Origin of the sequence: Niveibacterium sp. COAC-50 (genome assembly GCF_013184235.1) — a bacterium.
In the GTDB taxonomy this organism is placed as follows: domain Bacteria; phylum Pseudomonadota; class Gammaproteobacteria; order Burkholderiales; family Rhodocyclaceae; genus Niveibacterium; species Niveibacterium microcysteis.
The window spans coordinates 357,776-370,507 of sequence record NZ_JABCJM010000001.1 but is presented as its reverse complement, the minus strand read 5'-3'; the positions used below and the strand labels follow the sequence as shown (position 1 = coordinate 370,507).

Genomic DNA, 12,732 nt, shown 5'->3' with positions numbered 1-12,732 from the left:
GCCTGGCGCCGACAATCGAAAGCCCCTCAGGCGCCGATCAGGGCGAGCCCACAAACGCGAATCGTGTTGCCGCTCAAACCACCGCTGGCGGGCAAGGCAAGGAAGGTGATCAACTCCGCCACGTCGCGCGGCAAACCGCCCTGCGACAACGCATTGAGGCGTCGCCCGGCTTCGCGTGTCATCAGCGGAATCTTCGCGGTCATCGGCGTTTCGATGAAGCCCGGCGCCACTGCGTTGATCGTGATGCCACGTGGAGCAAGCCGTGGCGCCTGCGCTGTGACATAGCCGATCAGCGCCGCCTTGCTGGTTGCGTAGTTGGTCTGCCCGAAGTTGCCCGCCACGCCGCTGACCGACGACAGGCACACGATGCGGCCGGCATCGTGCAAGACCTCGCCCGCCAGCAAGGCCGCATCGATGGCCGCTATCGCGGCGAAATTCACCGCCATCACGCCATCCCAAAGCTCGGGCTTCATGTTGGCAAGCGTCTTGTCGCGGGTGATGCCGGCGTTATGAACGACCACGTCAACGCCGCCCGTCTTGTCGCGCAGGAAGGCCGCCAGCGTGGCGGGCGCATCCGGCGTGGCAATATCGAGCACCAGCGGTAGTCCGCCGACCCGGGTTGCGGTTTCGTACAAGGCATCGCGTGCCGCAGCGACATCGATGCAGACCACGCGCGCGCCCTCCTCCGCCAGGCGCTGAGCGGTCGCCGCACCAATCCCGCGCGCTGCACCCGTAACCAGCGCGACCTTGCCGGCAAGCTGGCACGCTCCCGATTCGGTCACAGCAGCGGGCGCCAGCCGGAACACCTGCCCGGACACGTAAGTACAGCGCGGCCCACCGCAGAAGCGCACCAGTCCGGCGAGTTGTGTCTCCGCGCCAGGCGCCAGCCGCGCGAGGTTGGCCGTCGCACCGCGGCGCCCGATCTCCTTGCCGAGCGCGCGGACGAAACCTTCAATGCCGCGCGCAGCCGCTGCGGCCACCGGATCATCCAGCGCCGCCGGATCACGCGAGACCACCAGTACGCGCGCGTTGCGCGCAAGCCGCCGCAGCTTGGGCGCGAAGAACGCGTGCAATGCCGCCAAGTCCGCTGGGGTATGGCAGCCCGTAGCGTCGAACAGCAAGGTATCCGCGCTTTGACCCTCCGCCAGTTCGAGCGTGCAGCTTGCCCCAGCGCATTCGGCTTCCTGCCGGAGCGCCGCCTGCGCGATGCCGCCGGGCGCCGCACCGCACACCACCACGCGCCCAGCCAAAGGCTGAGCGTCATAGCCTCCGGGCGCGCGTGCCAGACGCACCGGGGTCGGCAAACCCAGCCTGCGGATCAGGCCAGCGGTGCGGCGATCGTTGGCGAGGCGCAGCAGCAGGTCAGCCATGGATATCAGCGCTCCAGGATGGCGGTGACACCCTGCCCGCCCGCCGCGCAGATCGAGATCAAGCCGCGCCCCGAACCCTTCTCGGCGAGCAGCTTCGCGAGCGTGGCGACAACACGGCCGCCGGTCGCGGCGAACGGATGGCCGGCCGCGATCGAGCTGCCCTTCACATTGAGGCGGCTGCGGTCGATGCTGCCAAGCGCGCCCGGCAAGCCCAGCTTCGTGCGGCAGAACTCGTCGCTCTCCCACGCGGCCAGGGTGCATAGCACCACCGCCGCGAAGGCTTCGTGAATCTCGTAGAAATCGAAGTCCTGCAGCGTCAAGCCAAGGCGCGCGAGCATGCGCGGAATGGCGTAGGCCGGCGCCATCAGCAGGCCTTCGCGCTCATCAATGAAATCGACGGCCGCGACCTCACCGGTGACGAGGTAGGCAAGGATGGGCAGGCCTTTCTTCTGCGCCCATTCCTCGCTCGCCAGCAGCACGGCCGAGGCGCCATCGGTCAGCGGGGACGCGTTCGCCGCGGTGATCGTGCCACCGTTGCGATCGAAGGCCGGCGCCAGTTTGGCGAGCTTCTCGAGTGAGGAGTCGGGCCGCAGGTTGTTGTCGCGCTTGAGGCCGTGGTACGGCATCACCAGGTCGTCGAAGAAACCCTCGTCGTAGGCACGCGCAAGGTTCTGGTGACTGGCCAGCGCCAGCGCATCCTGCGCTTCGCGGCTAATGCCGTAGCGCTTTGCCGTGATTTCGGCGTGCTGCCCCATCGACTTGCCGGTGCGCGGCTCGGCGTTGGCGGGCAGTTCTGGCACGAGATGCTTCGGGTTGATCGCACGCATCAGGTGCTTGAGCTTGGCGCTGGTGGTTTTCGCCGCGTTGAGATCCATCAGCGCACGTTGCAGGCCACGGTTGACCGCCACCGGCGCGTCCGACGTGGTATCCACACCGCAGGCGATACCGGCTTCGATCTGTCCGAGCGCAATCTTGTTCGCGACGAGGATCGCTGCCTCCAGCCCGGTGCCACAGGCCTGTTGCACGTCAAAGGCCGGGGTATTCGGACTCAATCCGGAGGACAGCACGCATTCCCGCACCATGTTCCAGTCACGGGAATGCTTCATCACCGCGCCACCGACGACTTCGCCGAGCAGTTCGCCCTGCAGATGGAGCTTCTCGACCAGGCCGCGCAGCGTGTCCGTCAGCATGGTCTTGTTGGTGAGCTGAGCGTAGGCAGTATTCGAGCGGGCGAACGGGATGCGGTTTGCACCCACGATCGCGACACGGCGCGGCAGCGCAGTCGGCATGGCGTAGTCCTTTCAAGGGCGGCGTGATGCGCACGCCAGGCGATATGGAACGCGGGCGACGGGCAGATGGCCGTCGCATTGGCCGGCACTGTACGCAGCCGTACGGAAGCCGGTCAAGGCAGTGGTTTCCCTTGCGGCGGGCTCAGGGGCGTTCGCCGGTCGTTGTGCGCGCAGCGTCAGCCAGCGCGGCGTTGATCCTTTCCAGCAATGCGTCAGGCACGGCACGGGTGCAAAACAAATGGCGCGTTTCGCCACCGGGCAGGTCCCGGAAATGCACAACCGTCACCGATGCAGGCGGCACACCAGCCTGCGCGATCAGGTAGTCGGCCTCCTCCTCGGCCGCCAACATCCAATCGGCACGCTCGGCCCTGATCATCTGCACCATCACCGGGGTTTCGACCGACACCATCTCCACCACAGGGGGTGTTTGCTGGATCAAGCGCGACACGCTCGAACCGTAGGTCAACCCGGTCTTGTAGAGCATGCGCAAGCGCCGGTTGCGCAGCAGTTCGGCAAAGCTGGCGCCATCCTGCAGCCCGAGGCCGGCTCTTGCGATTGCAACCATGCCGCGATCGCGATAAAGCGGCGCGGAGAGTTTTCCCACCAACTCACGTTGGGGGTTGCGGTAGAGACCCACCGCGCATGCATAGGTGTCGCCACGCTCGATCAGCGCGAACTGCCGCGCCAACGGCGTTGCTTCCCAGCGGAATGGAATAGCGGCGCGGCGCAGGGCCGCGACAGCCGGTGTCGCGGTCAGGCCACTCACCTTGCCAGACGGGTCGGTCGAATTGAAGGGCGGCCGTTCGTTGAAATACAGCGTCAGGACATCGTCGGCGCACACATCAGCGGATAGCGCGAGGCCGCCGAACAGGGCCGTCAGGCCGAGCGAGCGGACTGTCATCCATTCAGCCATTGGCGCGAGTCCATGTCTGCCGATTCGCACGACAACACAGGCCCCTGCTTAGCAGCATATGGCGCGCACCCGACATATCCCTCCCGTGTCCCCAGCGTCCCGCCCATCGCAGTCGTCGCTGCAGAAGCAAGCCTGTAGCGGCCGGACTGCCGTTACAGCATTCCGGCTTAACGGCACCTCCAACGGCCGCTTTAACATGCTCCGAGCCCCCAGCGTGGCAGACCGCACGCGCCCTGGGATGGGCGGCGGCTAGACTCGCCGCGTTTTCCTCGCCCACCAGAGAACCTCATGACTCCTGATTTCATCACCGCCACCGCCTTCAATCTGGGCATGAACCTGCTGCACGCCGTGCTGGGTCTGATCGCAGGGGTCGTTGGTCTGCGCTTCGTCGACAGCGTGCTGCTCAAGTCGCTCGACTTCGAGGAAGAACTCAAGAAGGGCAACATCGCGGTCGCGATCTTCGCCTCGACGATGCTGCTGTTCATTGCGGTGCTGCTCTCCTTCGGGTTGCGCGGATGACCACCGGCAAGCCGGGCGCCCACCGCCCGCTCCTGCTGCTAAGCGGCCTCGCCTGTGCATTGGTTGCGATTGGCGCCTACGGCCGCAGCGATGTGCCGCTGGTCATCGAACCTGATTGGCGGATCGACTGGCGAGCGGCAACTCAGCAAGGTAAGGCATCCGCCAGCACCGATGCGGTGGTGCGGCTGAGCAACGGCAAACAGGTGCATGAGCAACAACTCGACCGCACCGTTGCGCGCCACCAGGGGCCGGATCGCTGGCTGCCCTACCACTTCACTGTGGGCGGCGCCCCTGTCACCACCGTTGCACCAGGGACCGATCGGCACCACCACTTCGTCAATCACTTCCTCGAGGGCTTCGTGCCGATGCCGAACGCGGAGCCGTGGGTGCCGCTGTACGTGATTGCGCATCGCAAGACCTATGTCGAGGACCCGCAACAGTACGGCGTGCGCGAGATGTGGCAGACCTCGCGCGAGTCGATGGGCAATCCTCGTGGCGACTGTGAAGACCACGCGATCGCCCTCGCTGACTGGCTGATCGGGCTCGGCAAGGACGCCCGCGTCGTGCTCGGCACGACGAATGGTGGCGGCCATGCCTGGGTGGTGGTTCGAGAAAACGAGCAGACCTGGCTGCTCGAAGCCACCCGCAAGCGGCGCACGCGGCATTGGTCCTACCCCCTCGCGAGCCTGCATCCGGAATACGTGCCACGTGAGATGTTCGACCGCGAACGCTGGTGGCAGAACACAGGCGGTGCAACCGTGGATTACACAGGCTCTCACTGGCTGCTTGGCGCACGCTTTGAGCGCCCGGTCGCGTCTGGCGCGAACGCGGCTTCGGGCAGCTAAGCGCCGACGCCGCAACGCCTCCGTTCCGCACCGAAATGGGGCGGGTGCCCATATTTCGCAGCGCACCGTGCGACAGTACCGGTTCTAGGGTTTTCCCTAGGCCTTGCCAAGGCATGCCGAACGGGTATTCTGACTGCGCCCTTAAAACTATTCCAAAGGCATAACCATGACCGAGGCAATGCAGGCCCAGGTGGAGACTAACTTCATCGAGGGCATCGACCATCTGCTGGCTCAGATGGAAGAAGTCGTTCAACCCGCCCCCCACGCTGCCGACGGCGTACCGCAGGTGTTGCCCCCTGGCGCCACTCACCTGTCGCAACACCGCGTACGCGGCCGGATCAGCGGCTGGTGGCTGACCACCGAAGAACGCAATGTGCAGATGACCGACGCCGCCGGCGTGATCGGTGCGGTGCTGCGAAGCCACCGCGGCAGCACGACCCCCATCGTCGCCTACGATCCGCTGAGCAAACGCATCGAGACGGAATCGGGCAGCATCTACGAGCTGGGCATGCCCGACACCGCCTTCGCGGCGCGCGGTCGCCATGTGCTGCGCAAGCTGGGGTTCTGACACAACGATACGCTACGCATTTCCCCGGAACGGCCGTTAACGCGGCAGAGCCCAGCGGGCTCCGCACAACGTTCCACAAAGGAGGGGAAATGAAGATCTTTCGCAACATCCTGATCGCAGGCCTGGTCGCCCTCACGGCCAATACCGCAGCGATTGCAGAGGAGAAGGCGAGTCGCGAGGAGGCAAAAGCCCTCGTCGACAAGGCGCTGGCCCACATCAAAAGTGCCGGACCGGACGCCGCCTTCACCGACTTCAGCACGCCCGGCAGCAAGCCTTGGCACGATCGCGACCTCTACCTCTTCGCGTACGACTTCACCGGCAAGAACATCGCCCACGGCGCGAACCCGAAGCTTCGCAATACCAACCTGATTGACCTGAAGACCGCTGACGGCAAGATGCTGATCCGCGACATGGTCGAAATGACCCGCAGCAAGGGCGAAGGCTGGATCGACTACGACTGGCCGCATCCGCAGACCAAGGCGCTTGAGAAGAAGAGCGCGTACGTGAAACGCATCCCCGGCATGGACGCATTCATTGGTAGCGGCATCTACAACCTGGGCAAGTAAGGCCAACCCGGCGGCGCCGGCCGCGCCGCCGCAACTGCGGTAGAGTCCGGCTCTCGCCCGTACGCCGCCGCTCTCGTGTCGCATCAGATTCCGTACCACCCACCGCCGCACTGCGGCCTCGACATCGTCTTCGCCGACGACACGATGATCGTGCTGAACAAGCCTGCGGGCCTGCTCTCGGTGCCGGGGCGCGGCGATGCGATGCAGGACAGCCTGGCGAGCCGCGTGCAGGCAGCGTATCCGGAAGCCCTCATCGTGCATCGGCTGGATCTCGCCACTTCGGGCCTGATCGTGATGGCGCGCGGCGCCGCACACCATCGCACGCTAAGCCTTGCTTTCCAGGGGCGCGCGGTGGAAAAGCGCTACATCGCCGTCGTGGCCGGAGACCCCGACGCGGATGCCGGTTCGGTCGACCTGCCCTTAATTTGCGACTGGCCAAATCGGCCGCGCCAGAAAGTGGACCACGCGCTTGGCAAGCCCTCACTGACCCGCTGGCGGGTGCTTGCGCGCGAAGGTGGCCGCTCGCGCCTGGAACTCGAGCCGGTGACGGGGCGATCTCACCAGTTGCGGGTTCATCTGGCCGAAATCGGTCACGCAATCCTCGGCGATCCACTTTACGCCCTGCCCGCCGATCGCGACGCGGCGCCGCGCCTGTTGCTGCACGCCGCCGCGCTCAGCCTGCCGCACCCGACAAGCGGGGAGCGGCTCAACTTGCGCAGCGAGGCGCCGTTCTGATGCCGGACACCCCGCCGGACTTCAACCTCGTCGGTTGCGGGCGCCTGGGCCGCAGCATCACTCGGCTGCTGCACACACATGGGCTGGTGCGTGTTGCCCAACTGATTGACTGTGCCGAAGAACCCGCCCGTGCGACGCAAGCGTTCGTCGGCGCTGGCGAGCCCGTCGCTTTCAAATCGCTGCGCCCCGCCGCGATCACGCTGATCGCTACGCCGGACGACGCCATCGCGCAGGTCGCGGCAGCGCTCGCTTGCCAGATGCCGCCAGGCAGCATCGTGTTTCACTGCAGCGGCGCCTTGCCCAGCAGCGCACTCACGCCACTGCGTGAAGCCGGCTGCGCCATCGCAAGCCTGCACCCGTTGCGAAGCTTCGCCAGCCCGGACCAAGCCGTTGCAGACTTCGCGGGCACCGCCTGCGGCTGCGAGGGCGACGAAGCCGCGCTGGCCGTGTTCGGCCCGATGTTCGACGCCATCGGCGCGCGGCGCTTTGCGATCGACCCCGCCGGAAAGTTGCTCTATCACGCCGGCGCCGTACTCGCCTGTAACCACCTTGTCGCACTGATGGAGGCGGCGCTGCGCAGCATGGAAGCGGCCGGCGTGCCGCGCGACGCGGCGTGGCCTGCTTTACGTCCGCTGGTCGAAGGCACCTTTGCGAACCTCGATCGCGTCGGGCCGCGTGCCGCCTTGACCGGCCCGGTTGCGCGCGACGATCGCGATACCGTGCTGGCGGAATGGGCCGCCACTGCGGCGGTCGACGCTCCGCTGGGCGAGGTCTACCGCGCGCTGTCGCGCATGGCACTGACGCTCACGCCGCCGGGTGGCCGCCTCAGCCCGGACGACCTCGAAGCAGCTGCAGCAAACGATCGCCGAACAGGTTGATCGCCAGTCCGGTCATCACCAACGCAGCCGCCAGGAGTTTCCAGGCCGGCAACGTTTCGCCGGCGAGCAAGCTCGCCGCACCCATGCCGAACACGGGGACCAACAGGGCGCTGGGCGTGACCACCGCGGCCGGATGGCGCGCCAGCAGCCAGTTCCACACGCCGTAGCCAAACAGCGTATTGCCGACCGCCTGCCACAGCACCGCAGCCCACGCCACCCAGGAGGCCTCGGTCAAGGCTTGCGACATCAACGCCGGCCCCTCGACCGCAGCGCTCAGCGCAAACAGCGGCGGCACCGCGAACAGGCTGGACCACGCCATGAAGGCGAGCACATCGACGCGGCCAACGCTGCGCGCGACGGTGTTGGCACCCGCCCAGCCGAGCGCCGCACCCAATACCAGCGCCAGCCCGGTGGCGGTTACCGCCGCCCCCGGCACGCCGGTGACATGCACCGCGATCACCCCGATGCCGGCCAGCGCGAGGGCGAGCGCAACGCCCTGCTCGCGCCGCAAGCGCTCGCCGCGTTGCCAACGCGCAAGGCCGATCGTGAAGAAGACCTGCGACTGGATTACCAGTGACGCCAAGCCCGGCGAAATGTCGTGCTGCATCGCGAGAAACAGCAGACCGAACTGCCCCACACCGAGCAGTACGCCAAAGGCCGCCAGCTTGCTCCACGGCACCGCGGGGCGCTTGAGCAGGAACACCAGCGGCACCGCAGAGAGCAGAAACCGCATCGCCGCAAACAGGAAGGGCGGCAACTCGTGCAACCCGAGCTTGATCACGACGAAATTGGTGCCCCACACGAACACCACGGCAAGGGCGAGCAACAGGTGAGAGGCCGGCATCGGTAGCACCGCAAAGAAGGTCGCCCACAGTCTAGGCGCCCGCATCGCGCCAAGAATGTCGGCGGTGTATCAGTCGCCGCTCGTGATCCGCGACAATGGCGATTTAGCCGCGTAAGCAGCCACCATGATCATCCCTGTCGATCTCGCCAAAGCCTACCGAATGCTCAACCACGGCCCGGTCACGCTCGTCAGCAGCGCGCACGGCGATCAGCGCAACGTGATGGCGGCGGCCTGGGCGATGCCGCTGGACTTCTCGCCGCCCAAGGTGGCCGTCGTGATCGACAAGCAGACCTTCACCCGCGGCCTCGTCGAAGCTTCGGGCGAGTTCGTGCTGAATATCCCTGCGCGCGGCATCGCTGCACAGGTGATTGCCGCGGGCGGCCGCAGCGGGCGCGATGGCGACAAATTCGACGCACTCGGTTTGGCCACGCTGCCATCCGCCGTGGTTGCAGCACCCCGCGTAGCCGGTTGCGTGGGCTGGCTTGAATGCCGCGTGATTCGCGAACCGCACAATGAGCAGGCTTATGACCTCTTCCTCGGCGAGGTCGTCGCGGCCGCGGCGGATGCGCGTGTGTTCCGCGACGGCCACTGGCTGTTCGACGAGGCCACCGATCCGAACCTGCGCACGTTGCACTACGTGGCGGGCGGGCAGTTCTACGCTACCGGCGACTCGCTTCAGGTGGGCAGCGACTAAGGCGCGCCCGCGGCCCGCGCTGCGGCGGCGACGCAAGCAACATGGGCCGGATCGAGTTCGGCCAGCCCCCCTCGCCGGCCACCGTAATGCAGCCCGAAGGACCACGCGGCCGCGTCGGGCGCGCCGAGGTCGTAACCGATCGCCTGCAAGCCCAACGCCACATCGAAGCCAGCAGCCGGCTCCGGATACGGCGCATCGCACCACAGGCCGAATCCGCGCTGAGCCATGTCCCGCCACGGGAACAGCGCGGAGGGATCAACCTTGCGACCGGGGGCGACGTCGGCATGGCCGACAAAGGCCAGTGCAGTGAGTTGGTGACGTGCGCGCAGATCCGCCAGCAAGCGATACAGCGCCGCCATCAGTGCCTCGCCGTAGGGCTCGACGCCATCGTTGTCGAGTTCGATGCCGATCGATGCCGAGTTCACGTCGTTGATCGAACCCCAGCGCGAGCGACCGGCATGCCACGCACGCTCGCCCTCCTCCACCAGTTGCACGATGCGGCCCTCACGCGTGATGAGGTAGTGCGCACTCACCTCGGACAAGGGGTTCGTCAGCGTTCGCAGCGCCGGTAGCGCGCTGCCATTGGAGGTGTGGTGGATCACGACGAGACTGACCCGCCGCGCGCCGTAATTGGGCGACGGGCGGACCTCGTCAGCCAGCGGGCCCGCCTTGAACGCAGGCGTGCAGGCAACAAGCGCCCCCGCGGCAAGCGGTGCCGCAAGCCAGGCGCGCCAAGCGTGGATTCGATCAATGCACAGGTTCATCGGGCGAATGGTGCGACAAGCCAACGCCGCGGCCAAGTACGCGGCCAACGTCGAGGCGCACCAGGGGCTTGCGTTGGGTCAGTACCCCTGCATGGCAGCACGCCGATCCTAGGGGGCATTCGTCGCCACGACGCGCACGCCATCGGAGCCCCGCATGCCTCTCATCGAAACCGAATTCGCCGATTCGATCGGCACGCTGGTGATGAACCATGTCGAAAAGCGCAATGCGCTGAGCATGGAACTGATCGACGAAATGCTCGGCGCGATCGAGCACTTCAATGCCAGCGGCGCCCGCGTGATCATCTTGCGCGCGCCTGCCGGCTGCCGCGTCTGGTCAGCCGGGCACGACGTCAGCGAATTGCCGGACCGCGGGCGTGACCCGCTCGGCTGGGGCGATCCGCTGCGCGTGGTGATCCGCGCGATACAGGAATCGCCCGCGCCGGTGATCGCCCACATCGAAGGCTCGGTTTGGGGTGGCGGCTGCGAGGTCGCGCTCGCCTGCGACATCCTGGTCGCCACGACCGAAGCGAGTTTCGCAATTACCCCGGCAAAGCTTGGCGTGCCCTACAACCTTGGCGGCGTGCTGACGCTGATGAACATGGTGCCGCACCCGGTACTACGCGAGATGCTGTTCACCGCACGGCCGATCCCGGCGCGCCAGGCCTTCAACCTCGGCATGATCAACGCGATCTGCGACGCCGCCGAAATCGACGCCCGTGTCGCCGACATGGCCCGCGCTATCGCAGCGAATTCGCCGCTGTCGATCGCCGCCATGAAGGAAGAAATCCGCCTGCTCGCCGGCGCCCACTCGATCTCGCCCGAACTCTTCGAACGGGTGCAGGCCCTGCGGCGTACCGTCTACGACAGCCACGACTACCAGGAGGGCCTGGACGCCTTCCGCGAAAAGCGCAAGCCGGTCTTTGTGGGCAAGTAGCGCGACGAACGCGGCACTGCCTCCCCGTGCGGTGGCGGATTGGTGCGCGCCAATCCGCCCGCTACCATGCGTGTTGAGCGGGCAGCGGTGTCCGCATGTTCGCGATCGGATGGGCGATGCCAGCGTCGGATGTGTGCCGGGAGTCGGTTGAAACCTTCAACAAGCTGGCGGACCGCTACGCGGCCAAGTACTTCGCGCTGACGAAATACGACCGCTTCTACGCGATGCTGGCGGATCGCATGCCCACGGGCGGCTCGGTCATCGATATCGCGTGCGGCCCGGGCAACGTCGCCGCCCATCTGAAGCGCGTGCGCCCGGATCTGTCGGTAGTCGGTATCGACATGGCGCCGAGGATGATCGACGAAGCCCGACGGCGTGTGCCTGACGTCGCATTCCACGTCGCTGACTGTCGCGAAATCACAGGCGTCGGTTGCGGATTCCACGGCGCAGCGTTCGCGTTTGGCCTGAGCTACCTGCCCAATGCGGACGCGCCCCGATTCTTTGCCGCGCTGCGCCGCGTGTTGGCTGACGACGCATTTCTGCTTCTAACCAGCGTGACCGGCCCGGAAGGCGCAGCGCGCTACGAGCAATCAAGCAGCGGCGACCGGGTCTTCATGGTCTATCGCTCGCCAGACGCCATTGTTGAGCTTGTAGAAAGCCACGGTTTCTCGGTCGAGTTCTGCGAACAGATGCCGAGCCCAGGCAATGCGAGCGTCGCGACCACCGATCTGGCTATCCTGGCGAAACGCGTCCCCGCGTCGGCCGCATCGACATCCGACGATGAGGCGGGCTAAAGGCGCGGCCTGCTCCGGTCCCGCTTCGGGCCTGGGCAGCCGACATCGAATTCGTGGCAAACGTGACTCCGCCGAGGTCGTCATACAATCAGCAAACACCAACACGCGACCAGGCACTTCGCGTTCGGCCAAACCGCAGGCGCCGCAAGCGCACGCAAAACGGCGCAGTCGCGCTGCCACTTCAAAGACTCGGACCCCCATGAACCGCAAACAACTCACCCGCGTCGCCATCGCCTATTCCTTGGCCGTTGCGAGCGCGCTGCTGATGCTTGCGCTGAACGTTGGCGGCATGCTCCCGGGCCTGATCCTGTGCGCCGTCGTGATCGGTGTGTTGCACCTGTGCTTCACTGCATTTGAGTTCAGCGACATCTTCGGCAACAGCGGCCGGCGCGAGGTGATACCGCCGGAGCCGGACTACGTCAGCAAGCGCTCGATGCCGGACTGACTGCCCGAAGCCCAACGCCCCAGCGCGGGCACCATTGCCCGTTCTCACGCTGCGCCATGCGGGCTTCAACGGATCTCGAATAGCTTCTCGAAGTTGGCAATGTGGAGTACCTGAAGCACATGGCCGACGGCGCCGGATATCGCGACGCGTTTTCCGCGCTCAAGTGCGCGTGAACGCGCGACCAACAACATCCCAAGCGCCGCGCTGTCCATGTAGCTGACGTCGGCGAGATTAATGACAATCTCCGGCACCTCGGGCCGCAGCGCATTGCCCAGCGCCGCCGAAAACTCGCGATGCATCTGAAAAACGAAATCCCCCTTCAGGCAAATCGTCGCAGCGCCTTCTGAATTAACCATGATGCTGTTGCGGCATTAACTGCGCGCCCTCATTCTCATTTGCACGGGCAGACGAACGACGTGTCCGTGCTGCACTTCCCCCTCGGTTTTATTTGCCTTTATCGGCACTCATGTTAGGCCGATTCGTATCGGCGAATACGGGCCAGGCCTGCGCGCGTTGTTACGCATTGCAAATTTCTTGACCCCTGCAAAGGCGCCCCGCCACGCCGGCGATTGAT

At 66.1% G+C, this 12,732-nt stretch carries 16 protein-coding genes; 10 read left to right on the top strand and 6 right to left on the bottom strand.

Annotated elements, in window-relative coordinates; all coding sequences use genetic code 11:
* Window positions 1-26: 26 nt before the first annotated feature.
* The 3 genes from HH302_RS01625 to HH302_RS01615 all read right to left on the bottom strand — a co-directional run bounded on the left by HH302_RS01625 (window position 27) and on the right by HH302_RS01615 (window position 3,572).
* On the bottom strand, window positions 27-1,370 hold the full coding sequence (locus HH302_RS01625; protein WP_172197207.1) for a 3-oxoacyl-ACP reductase: 1,344 nt from the start codon (window positions 1,368-1,370) through the stop codon (window positions 27-29).
* 5 nt (window positions 1,371-1,375) lie between these two features.
* Window positions 1,376-2,659, bottom strand: a complete 1,284-nt coding sequence (locus tag HH302_RS01620) for an acetyl-CoA C-acetyltransferase (RefSeq protein WP_172197204.1) — start codon at window positions 2,657-2,659, stop codon at window positions 1,376-1,378.
* Between the two features lie 142 nt (window positions 2,660-2,801).
* The gene (locus HH302_RS01615; RefSeq protein ID WP_172197201.1) at window positions 2,802-3,572 is read right to left on the bottom strand and encodes an ABC transporter substrate-binding protein; all 771 of its coding nucleotides are present in this window, start codon (window positions 3,570-3,572) and stop codon (window positions 2,802-2,804) included.
* A gap of 288 nt (window positions 3,573-3,860) precedes the next feature.
* On the opposite strand from HH302_RS01615, the gene HH302_RS01610 reads away from it, so the two are divergent.
* The 6 genes from HH302_RS01610 (at window position 3,861) to HH302_RS01585 (ending at window position 7,683) form a co-directional block, all read left to right on the top strand.
* On the top strand, window positions 3,861-4,091 hold the full coding sequence (locus HH302_RS01610) for a DUF350 domain-containing protein (RefSeq protein ID WP_172197198.1): 231 nt from the start codon (window positions 3,861-3,863) through the stop codon (window positions 4,089-4,091).
* Entirely contained in the window at window positions 4,088-4,936 is an 849-nt protein-coding gene (locus HH302_RS01605) for a transglutaminase-like cysteine peptidase (RefSeq protein WP_172197195.1), read from the top strand. The genes HH302_RS01610 and HH302_RS01605 overlap by 4 nt, the downstream gene beginning before the upstream one ends.
* Window positions 4,937-5,102: 166 nt before the next feature.
* Window positions 5,103-5,504 carry a hypothetical protein gene (locus HH302_RS01600; protein ID WP_172197192.1) on the top strand — a complete coding sequence of 134 codons (402 nt, stop codon included), beginning with the start codon at window positions 5,103-5,105 and terminating at the stop codon, window positions 5,502-5,504.
* Between the two features lie 89 nt (window positions 5,505-5,593).
* Window positions 5,594-6,070 carry a cache domain-containing protein gene (locus HH302_RS01595; protein WP_172197189.1) on the top strand — a complete coding sequence of 159 codons (477 nt, stop codon included), beginning with the start codon at window positions 5,594-5,596 and terminating at the stop codon, window positions 6,068-6,070.
* A gap of 144 nt (window positions 6,071-6,214) precedes the next feature.
* The gene (locus HH302_RS01590; RefSeq protein WP_172200615.1) at window positions 6,215-6,805 is read left to right on the top strand and encodes an RluA family pseudouridine synthase; all 591 of its coding nucleotides are present in this window, start codon (window positions 6,215-6,217) and stop codon (window positions 6,803-6,805) included.
* Complete coding sequence (locus tag HH302_RS01585) at window positions 6,805-7,683, top strand: Rossmann-like and DUF2520 domain-containing protein (RefSeq protein ID WP_172197186.1); 879 nt, start codon at window positions 6,805-6,807, stop codon at window positions 7,681-7,683. Before HH302_RS01590 ends, HH302_RS01585 begins: the two co-directional genes overlap by 1 nt.
* On the opposite strand, the gene HH302_RS01580 is transcribed toward HH302_RS01585, so the two are convergent.
* Entirely contained in the window at window positions 7,631-8,572 is a 942-nt protein-coding gene (locus HH302_RS01580; RefSeq protein WP_253945977.1) for an EamA family transporter, read from the bottom strand. The genes HH302_RS01585 and HH302_RS01580 overlap by 53 nt on opposite strands.
* A 79-nt stretch (window positions 8,573-8,651) precedes the next feature.
* Between HH302_RS01580 and HH302_RS01575 the strand changes: the two genes are divergently transcribed.
* Complete coding sequence (locus HH302_RS01575; protein ID WP_172197183.1) at window positions 8,652-9,221, top strand: flavin reductase family protein; 570 nt, start codon at window positions 8,652-8,654, stop codon at window positions 9,219-9,221.
* On the opposite strand, the gene HH302_RS01570 is transcribed toward HH302_RS01575, so the two are convergent.
* Window positions 9,218-9,985, bottom strand: a complete 768-nt coding sequence (locus HH302_RS01570) for an N-acetylmuramoyl-L-alanine amidase (protein ID WP_172197180.1) — start codon at window positions 9,983-9,985, stop codon at window positions 9,218-9,220. The two genes, HH302_RS01575 and HH302_RS01570, sit on opposite strands and share 4 nt — an antisense overlap.
* Before the next feature lie 154 nt (window positions 9,986-10,139).
* On the opposite strand from HH302_RS01570, the gene scpB reads away from it, so the two are divergent.
* From scpB to HH302_RS01555, 3 genes are all read left to right on the top strand, one after another.
* Window positions 10,140-10,919 carry a methylmalonyl-CoA decarboxylase gene (scpB, locus tag HH302_RS01565; RefSeq protein WP_172197177.1) on the top strand — a complete coding sequence of 260 codons (780 nt, stop codon included), beginning with the start codon at window positions 10,140-10,142 and terminating at the stop codon, window positions 10,917-10,919.
* A gap of 95 nt (window positions 10,920-11,014) precedes the next feature.
* The gene (locus tag HH302_RS01560) at window positions 11,015-11,713 is read left to right on the top strand and encodes a trans-aconitate 2-methyltransferase (RefSeq protein ID WP_172197174.1); all 699 of its coding nucleotides are present in this window, start codon (window positions 11,015-11,017) and stop codon (window positions 11,711-11,713) included.
* 199 nt (window positions 11,714-11,912) lie between these two features.
* Complete coding sequence (locus tag HH302_RS01555; RefSeq protein ID WP_172197171.1) at window positions 11,913-12,158, top strand: hypothetical protein; 246 nt, start codon at window positions 11,913-11,915, stop codon at window positions 12,156-12,158.
* Window positions 12,159-12,223: 65 nt separating this feature from the next.
* On the opposite strand, the gene HH302_RS01550 is transcribed toward HH302_RS01555, so the two are convergent.
* The gene (locus HH302_RS01550) at window positions 12,224-12,514 is read right to left on the bottom strand and encodes an STAS domain-containing protein (protein WP_172197168.1); all 291 of its coding nucleotides are present in this window, start codon (window positions 12,512-12,514) and stop codon (window positions 12,224-12,226) included.
* Window positions 12,515-12,732: the final 218 nt, after the last annotated feature.

What these genes read in the sequence shown, in the direction of transcription:
- HH302_RS01610 (WP_172197198.1), top strand. Translation starts at nt 3,861, where the DNA reads ATGACTCCTGATTTCATCACCGCCACCGCCTTCAATCTGGGCATGAAC.
- HH302_RS01595 (WP_172197189.1), top strand. Translation starts at nt 5,594, where the DNA reads ATGAAGATCTTTCGCAACATCCTGATCGCAGGCCTGGTCGCCCTCACG.
- HH302_RS01580 (WP_253945977.1), bottom strand. Translation starts at nt 8,572, where the DNA reads ATGCGGGCGCCTAGACTGTGGGCGACCTTCTTTGCGGTGCTACCGATG.
- scpB (WP_172197177.1), top strand. Translation starts at nt 10,140, where the DNA reads ATGCCTCTCATCGAAACCGAATTCGCCGATTCGATCGGCACGCTGGTG.
- HH302_RS01625 (WP_172197207.1), bottom strand. Translation starts at nt 1,370, where the DNA reads ATGGCTGACCTGCTGCTGCGCCTCGCCAACGATCGCCGCACCGCTGGC.
- HH302_RS01615 (WP_172197201.1), bottom strand. Translation starts at nt 3,572, where the DNA reads ATGGCTGAATGGATGACAGTCCGCTCGCTCGGCCTGACGGCCCTGTTC.
- HH302_RS01605 (WP_172197195.1), top strand. Translation starts at nt 4,088, where the DNA reads ATGACCACCGGCAAGCCGGGCGCCCACCGCCCGCTCCTGCTGCTAAGC.
- HH302_RS01620 (WP_172197204.1), bottom strand. Translation starts at nt 2,659, where the DNA reads ATGCCGACTGCGCTGCCGCGCCGTGTCGCGATCGTGGGTGCAAACCGC.
- HH302_RS01600 (WP_172197192.1), top strand. Translation starts at nt 5,103, where the DNA reads ATGACCGAGGCAATGCAGGCCCAGGTGGAGACTAACTTCATCGAGGGC.
- HH302_RS01570 (WP_172197180.1), bottom strand. Translation starts at nt 9,985, where the DNA reads ATGAACCTGTGCATTGATCGAATCCACGCTTGGCGCGCCTGGCTTGCG.
- HH302_RS01590 (WP_172200615.1), top strand. Translation starts at nt 6,215, where the DNA reads ATGATCGTGCTGAACAAGCCTGCGGGCCTGCTCTCGGTGCCGGGGCGC.
- HH302_RS01555 (WP_172197171.1), top strand. Translation starts at nt 11,913, where the DNA reads ATGAACCGCAAACAACTCACCCGCGTCGCCATCGCCTATTCCTTGGCC.
- HH302_RS01585 (WP_172197186.1), top strand. Translation starts at nt 6,805, where the DNA reads ATGCCGGACACCCCGCCGGACTTCAACCTCGTCGGTTGCGGGCGCCTG.
- HH302_RS01560 (WP_172197174.1), top strand. Translation starts at nt 11,015, where the DNA reads ATGTTCGCGATCGGATGGGCGATGCCAGCGTCGGATGTGTGCCGGGAG.
- HH302_RS01550 (WP_172197168.1), bottom strand. Translation starts at nt 12,514, where the DNA reads ATGGTTAATTCAGAAGGCGCTGCGACGATTTGCCTGAAGGGGGATTTC.
- HH302_RS01575 (WP_172197183.1), top strand. Translation starts at nt 8,652, where the DNA reads ATGATCATCCCTGTCGATCTCGCCAAAGCCTACCGAATGCTCAACCAC.